Raw genomic sequence first — 16,422 nt, 5'->3', positions numbered from 1 at the left:
GAGATGGCGATGAGCGGGGCTTCACGGCGGCAGTTTCTGCTGCAACTGGCGGGTGGCGGTTGTGCCATGGGGCTGGTCGGGCTGGGGCTGGGGGCTTACAGCCGCCAGGCCGCCAGCCTGCCGGCCCAGGCGCTGCGACCGCCGGGCGCCGGTGCCGAGCCGGATTTTCTCGGCGCCTGCGTACGCTGCGGCCTGTGCGTGGAGGCCTGCCCCTACGATACCCTCAAGCTGGCCCGGCTGCTGACCCCGGTGACCACGGGTACGCCCTACTTCGAGGCCAGGGCCGTGCCCTGCGAGATGTGCGACGATATTCCCTGCGTGGCGGCCTGCCCCACCGGGGCGCTGGATCCGGCGCTGACCGACATCGACGAGGCGCGCATGGGCCTGGCGGTGCTGATCGATCACGAGACCTGCCTCAACTGGCAGGGGCTGCGCTGTGACGTCTGCTACCGGGTCTGCCCGCTGATCGACCAGGCCATTACCCTGGAACCCAGCCACAACAGCAGGACCGGGCACCACGCCCTGTTCATCCCGACCGTGCACTCGGATGCCTGCACCGGCTGCGGCAAGTGCGAACATGCCTGCGTGCTGGAAGAGGCGGCGATCAAGGTGCTGCCCAGGGAAGTCGCCAAGGGCGAGCTGGGCGCCCACTACCGCTGGGGCTGGGTCGAGAAGGAGAAGGCCGGCGGGTCCCTTATCGGGGACCAGCTGACCCTGCCGACTCGCCGTCCCGAAGGAGGACAGTGATGAAGCGATACCCCGGCGCGGAGGCAACGGAGCGCAAGGGCTGGTGGCGGGCACACCGTTTCCTGCTGCTGCGTCGGCTGTGCCAGTTGTCGGTGCTGGGCCTGTTCCTGCTCGGCCCCTGGGCCGGGATCTGGCTTATCGAAGGCAACCTGTCCAGCTCTCGGCTCATGGACACGGTGCCGATGACGGATCCCTTCGTCCTGGTGCAACTGCTGGCTGCGGGGCACTGGCCGGTGTTCACGGCCTGGCTGGGGGCGCTGATCGTCCTTGCCGGCTATGTCCTGGTCGGGGGGCGGGTGTTCTGCTCCTGGGTCTGCCCGCTGAACCCGGTGACCGATGCCGCCGGCTGGTTGCGCCGTCGGCTGGGGCTGCGCCAGGGTTCGGGTCTTTCCAGCCGGCTGCGCTACTGGCTGCTGGCCACCATACTGGTGGTGCCCTTTATCGGCGGCGTGGTGGTGTGGGAGTCGGTCAACCCGGTATCCCTGCTGCACCGGGGCCTGCTGTTCGGCATGGGCTGGGGCTGGTTGCTGATAGTGGCGGTGTTTTTGTTCGACAGCTTCGTGGTCGACAGGGGATGGTGCGGTCATCTGTGTCCCCAGGGCGCCTTCTGGGGGCTGGTGAACAAGCTGAGACCCCTGCAGGTGACGGCAGCCGGCCGGGAACACTGCACCAGTTGCATGGATTGTTACGCGGTCTGCCCCGAGCCCCAGGTGCTGAAGGGGCCGGTGCATGGCGCCAAAAGGGGCCATGGCCCCGAAATCAAGATGACGGATTGTAGCCATTGTGGGCGTTGTATCGACGTGTGTGCGGAAGACGTCTTCAGTTTCACCACCCGTTTTGCAAATAAGGCGGAGAAAAAATGATGAGAAAGACTGGAAAAGTGATGGGAGCGCTGCTGTTGGCGGCCTGGGTGGGCATGGTGCAGGCCCAGGTCGAACTGGAGGATGTGGAGGCCCACAGCGGGCGCCTGAGTTCGCTGCGGGGCGACACGGCGCTGGACGTGGACAAGGATGCCGAACGTATCAAGGATCCGGTCAAGGATCAGGGCATTCAGGACCGGCAGTACATGCACCAGCCGCCCCTGGTGCCGCACCAGGTGCGGGGTTACGAGGTGGATCTCAAGGTCAACCGCTGCCTGGCCTGTCACGGCTGGAAAAACGCGGCCGCGCGCAACGCGCCCCGGGTCAGCCCCACCCACTATGAAACCCGGGACGGCATGACCCTGGGCGACATCAGCCCGCGGCGCTACTTCTGCCTGCAGTGCCACGTGCCGCAGACCGGTGCCAAGCCGCTGGTGGACAACACCTTCACTCCCGTTGAATCCCTGCGGTAAGGAGCCCTCATGGCGGAGAAGAAAAGCCTGCTCAAACGGCTGTGGCAAACCTTCCGTTCACCCAGCAAGGTGGCGGTGGGCGTGGTGCTGGTATTCGGCTTCTTCGGTGGCGTCATCTTCTGGGGCGGCTTCAACACCGCCCTGGAGGTGACCAATACCGAACAGTTCTGTATCGGTTGCCATGAGATGCACGACAACGTCTATCTGGAGTACCGGGATACCATTCACTACGCCAACCGCTCCGGGGTCAGGGCCAGCTGTCCCGACTGCCATGTGCCCCACGAGTGGACCCACAAGATAGTGCGCAAGATAGCCGCGTCCAAGGAAGTCTGGGGCAAGATCACCGGCATCATCGATACCCCGGAAAAGTTCGAGGCCCACCGCCGCTATATGGCGGAGCGGGAGTGGCAGCGGATGAAGGAGACCGACTCGCGGGAATGCCGCAACTGCCACAACTTCGACTACATGGACTTCAGTGTGCAGGGCAGCCGTGCCGCCCAGGCTCACTCCACCTCCCTGGCCAGCGGCGAGAAAACCTGTATCGACTGCCACAAGGGCATCGCCCACCAGTTGCCCAACATGCGTGGGGTAGAGGGTTTCTGAGCCTTCCCTTATGAACGACGCCAAAGCCTGTGGCATTATTGCCCCAGGCTTTGTTGTTTTGCGGATTGACCTTCCGTCGCGCTGTGCGAGAATGTTTCAATTATTATCTTTATGTAAAAATTAATGAGAGGACGCCATGAGTCATGCAAGCCAGGCCTTTGTGCCCCTGAAGATAGCGGTGCTGACCGTCTCCGATACCCGTAACGAAGAGACCGACACCTCGGGCCGCTTCCTGGCCGAGGCGCTCACCGCCGCCGGCCACCAACTGGCGGAAAAGATCATCCTCAAGGACGACAAGTACGACATCCGCGCCCTGGTTTCCCGCTGGATAGCCAGCCCTGAGGTCCAGGTGGTCTTGATCACCGGCGGCACCGGCTTTACCGGCCGCGACACCACCCCCGAGGCGGTGGGCCCGCTGCTGGACACCGTGATCGACGGCTTCGGCGAGCTGTTCCGCCATATCACCTACCAGGAACTGGGCACCTCCACGGTGCAGAGCCGCGCCCTGGGCGGGCTGGCCAACCGCACCGCCATCTTCTGCATGCCCGGCTCCACCGGCGCCTGCCGCACCGGCTGGAACGGCATCCTGGCCGAGCAGCTCGATGCCCGCCACAAGCCCTGCAACTTCGTGCAGCACCTGGTGTAGTCCCATGAGCGAACTGACCCACATCAATGCCTCGGGCGAGGCCAACATGGTGGACGTGAGCGACAAGGCGGTGACGGTGCGCGAGGCCCGGGCCGAGGCCTGGGTGCTGATGGCGCCCGATACCCTGTCGCTCATCATCGAAGGCCGGCACCACAAGGGGGATGTGTTCGCCACCGCCCGCATCGCCGGCATCATGGCGGCCAAGAAAACCGCCGATCTGATCCCCCTGTGCCATCCGCTGGCGCTGTCCAAGGTGGAAGTCCGGCTGGAGGCCGACGAGGAAAAGGGCGGGGTGCGCATCGAGAGCTACTGCAAGCTGGCGGGACAGACCGGGGTGGAGATGGAAGCGCTCACCGCCGCCTCGGTGGCGGCCCTGACCATCTATGATATGTGTAAGGCGGTGCAAAAGGACATGCGCATCGAAGGCATTCGCCTGCTGGAAAAGCGGGGCGGCAAATCGGGAGACTTCAAGGCGTCATGATCAAGGTGGTATTTTTCGCGCAGGTGCGCGAGCTGGTGGGCCAGGACGAACTGGAACTGGCCGAAGACTACGGCAACGTCGAGGCGTTGCGCCGGGCCCTGGCCGGGCGCGGCGACAAGTGGGCCCTGGCGCTGTCCGACGACAAGCTGCTGGCGGCGGTGAACCACACCATAGTGCCGCTCGACAGCCCCATCAAGGCCGGGGACGAGGTCGCCTTTTTCCCGCCGGTCACCGGAGGCTGAGATGATCCGGGTACAGCGCGAAGATTTCGAACTGGGCGAGGAGTACGCCGCCCTCAGCCGTTCGCACCAGGCCGGCGCCGTGGTCACCTTCGTCGGCAAGGTACGGGAGATGAACCAGGGGGAAGCGGTCAGCGGCATGACCCTGGAGCATTACCCGGGCATGACCGAGCATTCCCTTGCGCAGATTGTGGAGGAAGCGCACCGGCGCTGGCCGCTGCTGGAGTGCCGGGTGATCCACCGGGTGGGCCGGCTCGAACTCGGCGACCAGATCGTGTTCGTGGGGGTGGCAAGCGCCCACCGGGAGGCGGCGTTCGAAGCCTGCCATTTCATCATGGACTACCTCAAGACCCGGGCCCCCTTCTGGAAGAAGGAAACCACGGCGGGCGGCGAGGAACGCTGGGTGGAAGCCAAAGACAGCGACAACCGCGCCGCGGAAAAGTGGTGACCGGGCTGCGCTGTGGCCTGATTGTAAACTGACTCTCAACGCCGGGTTGAACCAGCCCGGCGTTTTTATATTTGGTGCCAAACGGGCGCTCTGCTAGCATGGCCATCCGAAAGGCCAACCCTGTAGCCGTTCACCATCCTGCCATTTCCGCACTAGCAAGGAGTCCCCATGCACCGTTCGTGGCGTTTCGAGCACCATGGCCGCCGGCTGGCGGTGATGGAGTGGGGCGATCCCCGGGGCATGCCGGTGGTGGCCCTGCACGGCTGGCTCGACAACGCCGCCGGCTTCACCCTGCTGGCCAGGCTGTTGCCCGAAGTGCGGCTGATCGCCCTGGATCTGGCCGGCCATGGGTGCTCGGATCACAGGCCCGCCGGCCAGCCCTACTATATCTGGGACAACCTGGCCGATGTGCAGGCCCTGCTCGACGAGCTGAGGCTGGAACGGGTGGCCCTGCTCGGCCATTCCATGGGCGCCGGGGTAGCCAGCCTGTTCGCCGGGGCCTTCCCCGAGCGGGTCAGCCAGTTGTTCCTGCTTGATGGCCTGGCGCCCCTCGATTACCCCGCCGATGAGTTGCCGGCGCAGATGGCCGAAGCGCTGGCGAAAAACAGACGGCTGCAACGGCGTGCCCTGCGACCCTACGCCAGCTTCGAGCAGGCGGTACAGGCGCGCATGGGCGGGCGCTGGCCGGTGAGCCGGGAGGCGGCCGGCTGGCTGCTGGCGCGGGGATTGCGCGAGGAGGCCGACGGCTGGTACTGGCGCAGCGATCTGGCGCTCACCCAGCCGTCGGTGGTGCGGCTGTGCGAGCCGCAGGTAGCGGCCTTTCTGCGCCGGCTGTCCATGCCGGTGCTGCTGGTGATGGCGGAAGCGGGCATCGGCATGGCACGGGTCGAACAGCAACTGGCGCTGGTGCCGCAACTGGAGCTCAAGCAACTGGCCGGTGGTCATCATCTGCACCTGGAAGCAGCGCCGGCGGCGCGCATTGCCCAGTGGATAAGCGAGCGGCTGCAGGCCTAAAGCGGCAGTGAGTCCTGGGGTGGGCTGTCCTGCTGGGCGAGCTCCAGCTCCAGCTGTTTCTTGCGGGCGGCGGCCAGCACCCGGCGCTTGCGGTCCTGGCACAGGCGGATGACGTCGCGGCGCTGGGCCGGGGTGAACGTCAGCCAGTTGAAGCGCTCTTCCCGGCTGCGAAAGCAGCCCTTGCAGTAGCCCCTGTTGTTGACCTGGCAGACGCCGATGCAGGGGCTGGGGACGTCGAAAAACTCCAGTTGCTCCATCTGTTTCCTCCCTTTGCTTAAATGGAGCACAGTTCGCCGCCCGCGGCAAGGGGCTAGAGCAGATCCCGCAGCCGGTACCAGGCCATGGCCAGCACCAGGGCGGGGGTGCGCAACAGCCGGCCGCCGGGAAAATCCTGGTGGGGGATGCGCCCGAACAGATCGAAGCGCTCGGCGCTGCCGGCGATGGCGTCGGCCATCAGGGTGCCGGCCATGCCGGTGAGGGCGATGCCGTGGCCGGAGAAGCCCTGGGCGAAATAGACATTGCCGTCGAGGCGGCCGAAGTGGGGCGCCCGGTTCATGGTGATGCCCACATAGCCGCCCCAGGTGTATTGCTGCTTCACGCCCTGCAATTGGGGGAACACATGGCGCAGCCGCTTGCCCATGGTGTCCGCCAGGTTGAGGGGATCCAGCCGCGAATAGCTGACCCGGCCGCCGAACAGCAGCCGGTGGTCGGCGCTCAGGCGGAAATAGTCGAGCACGAAGTTGATGTCGGCCACCGCCATGTTGTTGCGGATAAGTTCGCGGGCGCGCTCCTCGCCCAGTGGCTCGGTGGCGGTGATATAGGTGCCCACCGGCATGATCTTGCGCTCTATCTCGGGGGCGACGCCTTCCAGGTAGGCGTTGCCGCACAGCAGCAGGTGCCGGCTGCGTACCTTTCCTGTGGGCGTATGGGCCACCGGGGTGGCGCCCCGCTCGATGCGGGTGACCGGGCTGTGTTCGAAGAAGCGGGCGCCGGCCGCCACCGCGGCCTTGACCAATCCCAGGGTGTAGTTGAGCGGATGCACATGGCCGCTGGCGGGATCGTAGAGGCCGCCCAGGTAGGCTTCGGTGTCCAGTTGCTGCCGCACCCGTTCCCGGCTCCACGGCTCGAGCTTGTCGTAGCCGAAGTCCCGGCGCAGATCCCGGGCCCAGCTTTCCAGCTCGGTCATGTGGCGAGGCTTCACCGCCGCGTGCAGGTGGCCATCGGCCAGATCGCAGTCGATGGCGTGTTCATGGATGCGCCGGCGCATCAGCGTCATGGCCTCGAGGGAGATGTCCCACAGGGCCCGGCTCGCCTCCATGCCCACCAGCCGGGTAAGTTTGGCCTGATCGCAGGCGTAGCCGAAGATCATCTGGCCGCCGCTGCGCCCCGAGGCGCCCCAGCCCGTAAGCTTGCCTTCCAGCACCGCCACCTTGTAGCCGCGCTCCGCCAGGACCAGTGCCGCCGAGGCCCCGGTGATGCCGGCGCCGACGATGCATACGTCCACATCCAGATCGTCTTCCAGGGGCGGGAAGCTCAGGGGATATTTGATGGAGGCGGCGTAGTAGGAATCGGCGTGCTGTTGCATAAGGGCTCCGGATGGCTAAACCAGATGTTGATACCACTGGTACTCCAGCGGGGTGACATGCTGGTCGAACTCGGCCAGCTCGTGGCGTTTGTTGATGAGGTAGGCGCGGTGAAAATCCTTGCCCAGGTACTGGGACAGCCGGTGCGATTGGGCGAATCGGTCGAGGGCGTCCTGCCAGCGGTAGGGCAGCAACTGCAGGTCGAGCTTGTTGGCGTCGCCCTGGATGGGGGCGGGGGGACGCAGTTGCTCGCTGATGCCGTGGTCCACCGCCGCCAGTATGGCCGCCACCACCAGGTAGGGGTTGGCGTCGGCGCCGGCCACCCGGTGCTCGAGCCGGGTGCTGCCCTTGTCGCCGGAGGGGATGCGCAGCGCCACGGTACGGTTGTCGAAGCCCCAACTGGCGTGCAGCGGCACGAACATATGGGGCTGCAGCCGGCGGTAGGAGTTGGCGTTGGGGGCGAACAGCGCCATGCATTCGGGCAGCATGCTGAGGTTGCCGGCGATGGCCTGGCGCAGCAGCTCGTGATCCTCGGCGAACACATTGTTGCCGGCCTCGTCGAGCAGACTGACGTGGATGTGCATGCCCGAGCCGGCCTGGCCGTTGTAGGGCTTGGCCATAAAGGTGGCGTACATGCCCTCCTTGATGGCGATGGCCTTGATCGCCCGCTTGAGCAGTATCGCCTGATCGCAGGCGGCGACGGCATCGTGCTGGTGCATCAGGTTGATCTCGAACTGGCCCGGGGCGTATTCGGCCACGGCGTTGTCCGCCGGTATCTTCTGCAGCTGGCACACCTCCGCCACCCGCACCAGAAAGTCTTCCCAGCTGTCGAGATCGTCCAGGGAATAGACCTGGGTGTCGTGCATGCGCTCGTCGGTGCCCGGCAAGATGGGCGGCTGAGGCAGGCCGTCGGGGCCCTCCTTCTGATCCACCAGGTAGAATTCCAGCTCCACCGCCACGCAGGGACGCAGGCCCTTGTCCAGCAGCCGCTGCACTACCTTCTGCAGCACATGGCGCGGATCGGCGAAGAAGGGGCTGCCGTCGCTCTCTTCCATGGTCATCAGGATCTGGCCGGAGGGGGTCTTGTGCCAGGGCACCGGCACCAGGGTATGGGGCAGCAGCCGGCAGATGCGATCGCTGTCGCCCTGGGCGAAACCGAGCCCGGTTTCCTCCACCGTCTGGCCGGTGATGTCGAGGGCGAACACCGAGGCGGGCAGGCTGATGCCGTCGCGCAGGGCGTTTTCCAGGGCGCTGGTCTGGATGCGTTTGCCCCTGAGTACGCCGTTGATGTCGCACAGCATCAGGTCGACGGACTGGTAGTCGGCCCAGGGGCTGTCGGGAGCATGATGGTGTCTGGTGCTGTGGGCCTTGTTCATGGCGTCATCCTTAACGGGTCATTCGGGTCCGATTGGCAGCTAATCATGAAAACCGGTGTTTAATATATCCATATTTTTGTTAATTATGATCCCGATCTCGTTTACTTTCCGGTGGCCTGATAATTTGTTTGCGTATCTGCAATTCCTATGTCTAGCATATTTTTAGCCAATTATGGACTATGCTTGCCTTTGTTTCCTAAACCATGAGCCTGGTTATGAGTGTTCAAGATCCCGAAAAGCGTGATATGGAGTGGCTGCGGCAGTGGATGCAGCGGCACGCCATTACCGAGGTGGAATGCCTGCTGCCGGATTTCACCGGCAACGCCCGTGGCAAGATACTGCCCGCCAGCAAGTTCCTGAAGGAAGGGGGCATGCGGCTGCCGGAAAACATTTTCCTGCAGACCGTCAACGGCGACTGGCCGGAAGACGAGAACATCGACTGGACCGAACGGGACATGGAACTGCACGCCGACATCAACACGCCCCGGCTGGTACCCTGGGCGACCGAGCCCACCGCCCAGGTGATCCACGATTGCTTCGACGCCGATGGCAACCCGGTGGACATAGCGCCGCGCAGCGTGCTGCGCCGGGTACTCCGGCTCTACGAGGAGCAGGGCTGGCGCCCGGTGGTGGCACCGGAGCTGGAATTTTTCCTGGTGAAAAAGAACGAGGACTGGGACTACCCCCTGGAGCCGCCCATCGGCCGCAACGGCCGGCCCGAGACCGCCCGTCAGTCGTTCAGCATCGACGCGGTTAACGAGTTCGATCCCATCTTCGAGGAAATGTACGACTTCTGCGAAGCCCAGGAGCTGGAGGTGGACACCCTGATCCATGAGTCCGGCGCGGCCCAGATGGAGGTGAACTTCATCCACGGTGATGCCCTGGATCTGGCGGATCAGGTGTTCCTGTTCAAGCGCACCATGCGCGAGGCCGCCATGCGCCACAACGTGTACGCCACCTTTATGGCCAAGCCGATGAAGAACGAGCCGGGCAGCGCCATGCACATCCACCAGAGCCTGGTGGATCAGAATGGCAACAACCTGTTCGCCAACGCCGACGGCAGCCACAGCGAGCGGTTCCTGCACTATATCGGCGGCATGCAGCGCTATATCCCGAGCGCCGTGGCCCTGTTCGCGCCCAACGTCAACTCCTACCGGCGGCTGGCGTTCGGGGACTCGGCGCCGCGCAACATGGCCTGGGGCGAGGATAACCGCACCGTGGGCCTGCGGGTACCGCGCTCGGGGCTGGCTGACCGGCGCATCGAGAACCGCTTCGCCGGGGCCGACGCCAACCCCTACCTGGCCCTGGCCGCCAGCCTGGCCTGTGGCTACCTGGGCATGATGCAAAAGCTCAAGCCCACCGAGCAGGTGCAGGGCAGCGCCTACAACATGCCCTTCGGCCTGGCCCGCAGCCTGGAAGAGGCCCTGCTGGAGCTGGAGCAGTGCGAGGAGCTGCGCCAGATCCTGGGCCCCCGCTTCGTCAACGCCTTTATTTCGGTCAAGCGCAAGGAATACGAGGCCTTCTTCACCGTGATCAGCGCCTGGGAACGGGAGTTCCTGCTGCTGAACGTCTAACCGAGCACGGAGCCGACCATGGCAGAGCAACAAGGAAGTCGCCGCCTGCAGGAACTGGACGCCGCCCACCACCTGCATCCCTTTACCGACAGCCAGGCGCTGCACCGCAAGGGTACCCGCGTCATCGAGCGGGGCGAGGGGGTCTACCTGTGGGATGCGGACGGCCACCGCATCCTCGATGGCATGGCCGGCCTGTGGTGCGTCAACCTGGGCTATGGCCGGGAAGAGCTGATTGAGGCCGCCGACCGGCAGCTGCGGCGGCTGCCCTATTACAACCTCTTTTTCCAGACCACCCATCCGCAAGCCACCGAACTGGCCGCCACCCTGGCCGGGCTGCTGCCCGGCGACATGCAGCATGTGTTTTTTACCGGCTCGGGCTCGGAATGCAACGACACAGTTGTGCGCATGGTGCGCCACTACTGGGCCAGCCAGGGCCAACCCGGGCGGCAGGTGATCATCAGCCGGCACAACGCCTACCATGGCTCCACCCTGGCCGGCGCCGCCCTGGGCGGCATGAAGCCGATGCACGCCCAGGGCGGCCTGCCGTTGCCCGACATAGTGCATATCGATCAGCCCTATCACTTCGGGGAAGGGCAGGGGCAGGATCCGCACGCCTTCGGGCTGGCGCGGGCCCGGCAACTGGAGCAGAAAATCCTGGAACTCGGCCCCGAGCGGGTGGCGGCCTTTATCGGCGAGCCCATCCAGGGCGCCGGCGGCGTCATCATTCCGCCCGAGAGCTACTGGCCCGAGATCCGGCGCATCTGCAAGCAGTACGATATCCTGCTGGTGGTGGACGAGGTGATCTGCGGCTTCGGCCGCACCGGCCACTGGTTCGCCAGCGAGTACTACGGGCTCGAGCCCGACCTGCTGTGCATGGCCAAGGGCATTACTTCCGGCTACATGCCGTTGGGAGCCGTGGCGGTGGGCCGCCGGGTGGCCGAGGGGCTGATCGGCGGCGGGGAGTTCTTCCACGGCTTCACCTATTCCGGCCATCCGGTGGCCTGCGCCGTGGCCCTGGCCAATATTGAGGTGATGCGGCGGGAAAACATCGTCGGGCGCGTCCACGACGATATCGGCCCCTACCTGCAGCGGGCCTGGGCCGGGCTGGGGGATCATCCCCTGGTGGGCGAGACCCGGGGCCTGGGGCTGGTGGCGGCGCTGGAGCTGGTGGCCGACAAGACCGACAACCGCCGTTTCGACAGCGCGGTCGGGGCCGGTCTCATCTGCCGGGAGCACTGTTTCGAGCAGGGCCTGGTGATGCGGGCGGTGGGGGACACCATGATCATCTCGCCGCCCCTGGTGATCAGCCACGCCGAAGTGGACGAACTGATCACCAAGGCGCGCCGGGCGCTGGATTTGACGTATCAGACACTAACCGCTAACTCAGGCAACTAAGGACGGAGAACACCATGACACAAAAAACAGGATACGGTTTTCGACTGGGGCTGCTGGCCACGGGCGTGGGGCTGGCGCTGGGCGCCCAGGCCCAGGAGCCTCCCCAGGTCAACTTCTACAACTGGTCCGACTATATCGCGGAAGACACCCTGGCCAACTTCACCGCCGAGACCGGCATCCAGGTGACCTACGATGTGTTCGACTCCAACGAGGTGCTGGAGGCCAAGCTGCTGGCGGGCAACACCGGCTTCGACCTGGTGGTGCCCACCGGCGACTTTATGGGCCGGCAGATCCAGGCCGGCGCCTTTATGGAGCTGGACAAGTCCAAGCTGACCAACTATGGCAACCTGGATCCCCAGATCATGGCGCTGCTGGAAGAAAAGGATCCGGGCAACAGGTTCGGCGTGCCCTACCTGTGGGGCACCACCGGCATCGGTTACAACGTGGAGAAGGTGAAGGCGGCGCTGGGCGAGGAGGCCCCGGTGGACTCCTGGGATCTGGTGATGAAGCCCGAGAACCTGGCAAAACTCAGCCAGTGCGGGGTGGCCTTCCTCGACGCCCCCACCGAGGTGTTCGCCGCCGCCCTCAACTACCAGGGGCTGGATCCCAACAGCACCAACGCCGACGACTACACCGGCCCGGCCGCCGAACTGATGCTGAGCCTGCGGCCCCACATCACTTACTTCCACTCCTCCAAATACATCAACGACCTGGCCAACGGCGACGTCTGCGTGGCGGTGGGCTGGTCCGGCGATATCCTGCAGGCGCGGGACCGGGCGGAAGAAGCCGGGCGCGGGGTCGAGGTGGCCTACAGCATTCCCAAGGAAGGCGCCCTGATGTGGTTCGACATGCTGACCATCCCCAGGGATGCCCGTCACCCGGATAACGCCCACAAGCTCATCGATTACCTGATGAAGCCGGAAGTGATCGCCGGGGTGTCCAACTATGTGGCCTACGCCAACGCCAACAGCGCCTCCAGGGAGTTCGTGGATGAGGAGATCCTGAACGACACCGGTATCTACCCCACCGAGGAAGCGGCGGCCAAGCTCTATACCGCCAAGATACTGCCCCAGAGCGTGAACCGGGCCATCACCCGCGCCTGGACCCGGGTCAAGACCGGACGCTAAGCGACTGAACCCGGAACGGAGCTGGACCCGGGCAGAGGACAACGGGAAAGGCTCCGTCGGCATTCAAGGATGTTCTCAAGGAGGTGATAATGCCGGAAAACGGTAAGGAAGAGCAGGCCGAGGTCCGGCCTTTTCTGGAGATCCGCAACGTCAGCAAGCTGTTCGACGGCCAGCCGGCGGTGGACGACGTCAGCCTGCAGATCCGGCGGGGGGAGATCTTCGCCCTGCTCGGGGCCTCCGGCTGCGGCAAGTCCACCCTGCTGCGCATGCTGGCCGGCTTCGAACAGCCGAGCAAGGGCGAGATCCTGCTCGAAGGGGTCGACATCGCCGAGGTGCCGCCATATGACAGGCCCATCAACATGATGTTCCAGTCCTACGCCCTCTTTCCCCATATGACAGTGGAAGCCAATATCGCCTTCGGCCTCAAGCAGGACCGGCTGCCCAGGGCGGAGATCGCCGAGCGGGTGGCCAACATGCTCAAACTGGTGCACATGGAAGACTTCGCCCGGCGCAAGCCCCACCAGCTCTCCGGCGGCCAGCGCCAGAGGGTGGCCCTGGCGCGCAGCCTGGCCAAGCGGCCCAAGCTGCTGCTGCTGGACGAGCCCATGGGCGCGCTCGACAAGAAGCTCAGGGAAGAGATGCAGCTGGAGCTGGTCAACATCATCGAGCAGGTGGGGGTCACCTGCGTCATGGTGACCCACGACCAGGAAGAGGCCATGACCATGGCCGGCCGCATCGCCATCATGAACAAGGGGCGGCTGGTGCAGGTGGGGGACCCGCTCGACGTCTACGAATACCCCAACTGCCGTTACAGCGCCGAGTTTATCGGCTCGGTCAATGTGTTCGAGGGGGTGCTGGAGCACAACGAAACCGACAGCGCCCTCATTCGCAGTCCGCAACTGGAGCAACCGCTGCGGGTCAACCACGGCCTGTCCATCGCCGAAGGGCTGCCGCTGATGATAGCGGTGCGCCCGGAGAAGATGCACCTCTGTGCCGAGGCGCCGGGCGGGGACAGCAACTGGCTGTGCGGCGTGGTGGACGAGATCGCCTACCTGGGGGGGCTGTCCATCTACCATGTGCGCCTGGCATCGGGCAAGCGCATCCTGGCCACCCTGCCCAACGTGGATCGGCACCGCAAGGGCAACCCCACCTGGGGCGACCGGGTGTATCTGCGCTGGGAGGCGGACAGCTGTGCCGTCTTGCTGATCTAGGGAGGTGAAGATGAACGCTCGTTCCCGCCTGAGGCTGGGCCGCAACCTGGTGATAGCGCTGCCCTACACCTGGCTGCTGCTGTTTTTCCTGATCCCTTTTCTTATCGTGTTCAAGATCAGCCTGTCCGAGGCGGCCCTGGCCATTCCGCCCTACGGCGAGGTGGTGAAATTCGCCAACGAGCAGCTGCAAATCGTGCTCAACTTCGGCAACTACCTGTTCCTGCTGACCGACAGCCTCTATCTCCAGTCCTATCTGCAGTCGCTGCGGGTGGCGACCATTTCCACCTTGCTGTGCCTGCTGATCGGCTTTCCCCTGGCCTGGGCCATCGTGCATTCCCGGCCCTCCACCCGCAACGTGCTGCTGATGCTGGTGATACTGCCGTCCTGGACCTCCTTCCTGATCCGGGTTTACGCCTGGATGGGCATCCTCAGCAACAACGGCTTTCTCAACAACCTGCTGCTCTGGCTGGGGGCGATAGAGGCGCCGCTGCAGATCCTCAACACCAATACCGCCGTCTATATCGGCATCGTCTACGCCTACCTGCCCTTTATGGTGCTGCCGCTCTACACCGCCCTGATGCGGCTCGACTATTCCCTGGTGGAGGCGGCGGCGGATCTGGGGGCGCGGCCCTGGAAGACGCTGGCCACCGTCATAGTCCCGCTCACCAAGGGCGGCATCATTGCCGGCTCCATGCTGGTGTTCATCCCGGCGGTGGGGGAGTTCGTCATCCCCGAGCTGCTCGGCGGACCCGATACCCTGCTGATCGGCCGGGTGCTGTGGCAGGAGTTCTTCAACAACCGTGACTGGCCGATAGCGGCGGCGGTGGCCAGCGTCATGCTGTTGCTGCTGATGGTGCCCATCATGTGGTTCTACCGTATTCAACGCAAAGAGCTGGAGGGCTGATCATGAACGGCATTCCCGTCAGCCGCTCCCGGCTGCGCCCCCTGATCCTGCTGCTGGGCTTCGGCTTTCTCTACCTGCCCATGCTGCTCTTGATCATCTACTCCTTCAACAGCTCGCGCCTGGTCACGGTGTGGGCCGGCTGGTCCACCCGCTGGTATGGCGAGTTGCTGCGGGATCAGATGATGATGCAGGCGGTGGGGCTGAGCCTGACCATCGCCTTCTTTGCCGCCACCGCCGCCGTGGTGCTGGGCACGGTGGCGGGCTTCGTGCTTACCCGCATCGGCCGCTTCAAGGGCGAGAGTGGCTTCGCCTTTATGATCACGGCGCCGCTGGTGATGCCCGAGGTGATCACCGGCCTGTCGCTGCTGCTGCTGTTCGTGGCCATGGGCGACTGGCTGGGCTGGCCGTCCCAGCGGGGCATGAGCACCATCTGGATTGCCCACGTCACCTTCTGCACCGCCTATGTGGCGGTGGTGGTCAGCTCCCGGCTGCGGGAGCTGGACAAGTCGGTGGAAGAGGCGGCCATGGATCTGGGGGCCCGGCCGCTCAAGGTGTTCTTCGTGATCACCCTGCCGATCATCGCGCCGGCCATCATTGCCGGCTGGCTGCTGGCCTTTACCCTGTCCCTCGACGATCTGGTCATCGCCAGCTTCGTGTCCGGGCCCAACGCCACCACCCTGCCCATGGTGGTGTTCTCCAGCGTGCGCCTGGGGGTCAGCCCCAAGATCAACGCCCTGGCGACCATCATCATCCTGATCGTGTCCCTGGTCACCTTTATCGGCTGGTGGCTGATGGCCCGGGCCGAGCGGCGCCGCGCCCAGGAAGCGGCCGCCGTCCGGGCCGGCGGCTAGGGGAGGGATCATGGAGCTGGCGGAACGACTGAAGTGGCTGCGCACCCGCCACGGCCTGTCCCAGCGGGAATTGGCCCGGCGTGCCGGGGTCAACAACAGCCTGATCTCGCAAATCGAGCAGGCGGCGGTGAACCCCTCGGTAGCCACCCTGAAACGGGTGCTGGATGGCTTTCCCATCTCCATGGGGGAGTTTTTCAGCCTGGAGCAGGCGCCGCGCCGTCAGGTATTTTTCCGCGGTCACGAGCTGGTACCCATGAGCAGCGGCCAGGTGCAGATGTGGCTGGTGGGCCCCCTGCACGGGCGCCGGCTGGCACTGCAGCGGGAACTCTATCCGCCCGGAGCCGACACCGGCCCCGGCATGCTGAGCAACGAGGCGGAGGAAGCGGGCCTGGTGCTGCGGGGCGAAATCGAGGTGACGGTGGGCGAGCACTGTTGCCTGCTGCGGGCGGGGGACGGCTACTACTTCGATACCCGGGAGCCCCACCGTTTTCGCAATATCGGCACCGAGGTGTGCGAGCTGGTGTCGGCGGCCACGCCGCCGACCTTCTAGAGCCTGTTCAAGGTCTTTGAAAGGTTGCCTGTTACCACCCAACGAAAAGGCAACAGGGCCACCTCCACCGACACGCTTCAAGCACATCCCTGTGGCGCTCGGCACATGCCATCCCTGGCATGTGACGGTCGGTGGAGGTAATCCCTGTTACCTCTTCCAAGCCCCGCTGTTGGCTGATGGTCTAACCAACAGGCGACACCGAGCTTTGGAGAGGACAAAGAGTGCTGCTCCGCCGACCGTTGGCGCCAGGGATGGCGCCGTCGAGCCCCCAAGGATGGGTTTACGGCGAGTCGGCGGAGTAGTGCTCTTTGGCCGCGTACACCAGATCGTAAACAGGTTC

The 16,422-nt window shown here is 65.0% G+C and carries 19 protein-coding genes; 16 read left to right on the top strand and 3 right to left on the bottom strand.

What is annotated here, in order from left to right; translation table 11 throughout:
• Positions 1-3 precede the first annotated feature (3 nt).
• The 9 genes from napG to AN401_RS11490 all read left to right on the top strand — a co-directional run bounded on the left by napG (position 4) and on the right by AN401_RS11490 (position 5,511).
• Positions 4-747 (top strand): ferredoxin-type protein NapG, encoded by a 744-nt coding sequence (napG, locus tag AN401_RS11530; protein WP_198401728.1) that lies wholly within the window; start codon positions 4-6, stop codon positions 745-747.
• Positions 747-1,610: a quinol dehydrogenase ferredoxin subunit NapH gene (gene napH / locus AN401_RS11525; protein ID WP_094040686.1), complete on the top strand. Its 864-nt coding sequence runs from the start codon at positions 747-749 to the stop codon at positions 1,608-1,610. The genes napG and napH overlap by 1 nt, the downstream gene beginning before the upstream one ends.
• Entirely contained in the window at positions 1,610-2,080 is a 471-nt protein-coding gene (locus AN401_RS11520; protein ID WP_176442080.1) for a nitrate reductase cytochrome c-type subunit, read from the top strand. Before napH ends, AN401_RS11520 begins: the two co-directional genes overlap by 1 nt.
• Positions 2,081-2,089: 9 nt before the next feature.
• Positions 2,090-2,683 (top strand): cytochrome c3 family protein, encoded by a 594-nt coding sequence (locus tag AN401_RS11515; protein WP_096779443.1) that lies wholly within the window; start codon positions 2,090-2,092, stop codon positions 2,681-2,683.
• A 136-nt stretch (positions 2,684-2,819) separates the two neighbouring features.
• The gene (gene moaB / locus AN401_RS11510; RefSeq protein WP_094040689.1) at positions 2,820-3,329 is read left to right on the top strand and encodes a molybdenum cofactor biosynthesis protein B; all 510 of its coding nucleotides are present in this window, start codon (positions 2,820-2,822) and stop codon (positions 3,327-3,329) included.
• A 4-nt stretch (positions 3,330-3,333) separates the two neighbouring features.
• Entirely contained in the window at positions 3,334-3,810 is a 477-nt protein-coding gene (moaC, locus tag AN401_RS11505) for a cyclic pyranopterin monophosphate synthase MoaC (protein WP_094040690.1), read from the top strand.
• On the top strand, positions 3,807-4,052 hold the full coding sequence (gene moaD / locus AN401_RS11500; RefSeq protein ID WP_094040691.1) for a molybdopterin synthase sulfur carrier subunit: 246 nt from the start codon (positions 3,807-3,809) through the stop codon (positions 4,050-4,052). Before moaC ends, moaD begins: the two co-directional genes overlap by 4 nt.
• 1 nt (position 4,053) lies before the next feature.
• On the top strand, positions 4,054-4,497 hold the full coding sequence (gene moaE / locus AN401_RS11495; RefSeq protein ID WP_094040692.1) for a molybdopterin synthase catalytic subunit MoaE: 444 nt from the start codon (positions 4,054-4,056) through the stop codon (positions 4,495-4,497).
• Between the two features lie 168 nt (positions 4,498-4,665).
• Positions 4,666-5,511 (top strand): alpha/beta fold hydrolase, encoded by an 846-nt coding sequence (locus AN401_RS11490; RefSeq protein ID WP_096779442.1) that lies wholly within the window; start codon positions 4,666-4,668, stop codon positions 5,509-5,511.
• Here the strand turns inward: AN401_RS11490 and AN401_RS11485 are convergent.
• Genes AN401_RS11485 through AN401_RS11475 form a run of 3 tightly spaced genes read right to left on the bottom strand, consistent with a single transcriptional unit; the run spans position 5,508 to position 8,470 of the window.
• A complete protein-coding gene (locus tag AN401_RS11485) occupies positions 5,508-5,768 on the bottom strand; it encodes a DUF1289 domain-containing protein (RefSeq protein ID WP_094040694.1) in 261 nt (86 codons plus the stop codon). The two genes, AN401_RS11490 and AN401_RS11485, sit on opposite strands and share 4 nt — an antisense overlap.
• 53 nt (positions 5,769-5,821) lie before the next feature.
• Positions 5,822-7,096: an NAD(P)/FAD-dependent oxidoreductase gene (locus AN401_RS11480; RefSeq protein ID WP_094040695.1), complete on the bottom strand. Its 1,275-nt coding sequence runs from the start codon at positions 7,094-7,096 to the stop codon at positions 5,822-5,824.
• 15 nt (positions 7,097-7,111) lie between these two features.
• Complete coding sequence (locus AN401_RS11475; protein ID WP_094040696.1) at positions 7,112-8,470, bottom strand: glutamine synthetase family protein; 1,359 nt, start codon at positions 8,468-8,470, stop codon at positions 7,112-7,114.
• A 215-nt stretch (positions 8,471-8,685) separates the two neighbouring features.
• Between AN401_RS11475 and AN401_RS11470 the strand changes: the two genes are divergently transcribed.
• From AN401_RS11470 to AN401_RS11440, 7 genes are all read left to right on the top strand, one after another.
• On the top strand, positions 8,686-10,044 hold the full coding sequence (locus AN401_RS11470; protein ID WP_408645703.1) for a glutamine synthetase family protein: 1,359 nt from the start codon (positions 8,686-8,688) through the stop codon (positions 10,042-10,044).
• Positions 10,045-10,062: 18 nt separating this feature from the next.
• Positions 10,063-11,439: an aspartate aminotransferase family protein gene (locus tag AN401_RS11465; RefSeq protein ID WP_096779441.1), complete on the top strand. Its 1,377-nt coding sequence runs from the start codon at positions 10,063-10,065 to the stop codon at positions 11,437-11,439.
• A gap of 14 nt (positions 11,440-11,453) precedes the next feature.
• Complete coding sequence (locus AN401_RS11460) at positions 11,454-12,566, top strand: extracellular solute-binding protein (RefSeq protein ID WP_094040698.1); 1,113 nt, start codon at positions 11,454-11,456, stop codon at positions 12,564-12,566.
• 89 nt (positions 12,567-12,655) lie between these two features.
• Positions 12,656-13,777, top strand: a complete 1,122-nt coding sequence (gene potG, locus AN401_RS11455) for a putrescine ABC transporter ATP-binding subunit PotG (RefSeq protein WP_094040699.1) — start codon at positions 12,656-12,658, stop codon at positions 13,775-13,777.
• Positions 13,778-13,787: 10 nt separating this feature from the next.
• On the top strand, positions 13,788-14,681 hold the full coding sequence (gene potH, locus AN401_RS11450; RefSeq protein WP_096779440.1) for a putrescine ABC transporter permease PotH: 894 nt from the start codon (positions 13,788-13,790) through the stop codon (positions 14,679-14,681).
• A 2-nt stretch (positions 14,682-14,683) separates the two neighbouring features.
• Positions 14,684-15,532 (top strand): putrescine ABC transporter permease PotI, encoded by an 849-nt coding sequence (gene potI / locus AN401_RS11445; protein WP_094040701.1) that lies wholly within the window; start codon positions 14,684-14,686, stop codon positions 15,530-15,532.
• Between the two features lie 10 nt (positions 15,533-15,542).
• Entirely contained in the window at positions 15,543-16,082 is a 540-nt protein-coding gene (locus tag AN401_RS11440; protein ID WP_094040702.1) for a cupin domain-containing protein, read from the top strand.
• The last annotated feature ends 340 nt before the right edge of the window (positions 16,083-16,422 follow it).

The organism is Zobellella denitrificans, assembly GCF_002407485.1.
GTDB lineage: Bacteria > Pseudomonadota > Gammaproteobacteria > Enterobacterales > Aeromonadaceae > Oceanimonas > Oceanimonas denitrificans.
This window is presented reverse-complemented; position numbering and strand designations above follow the sequence as displayed.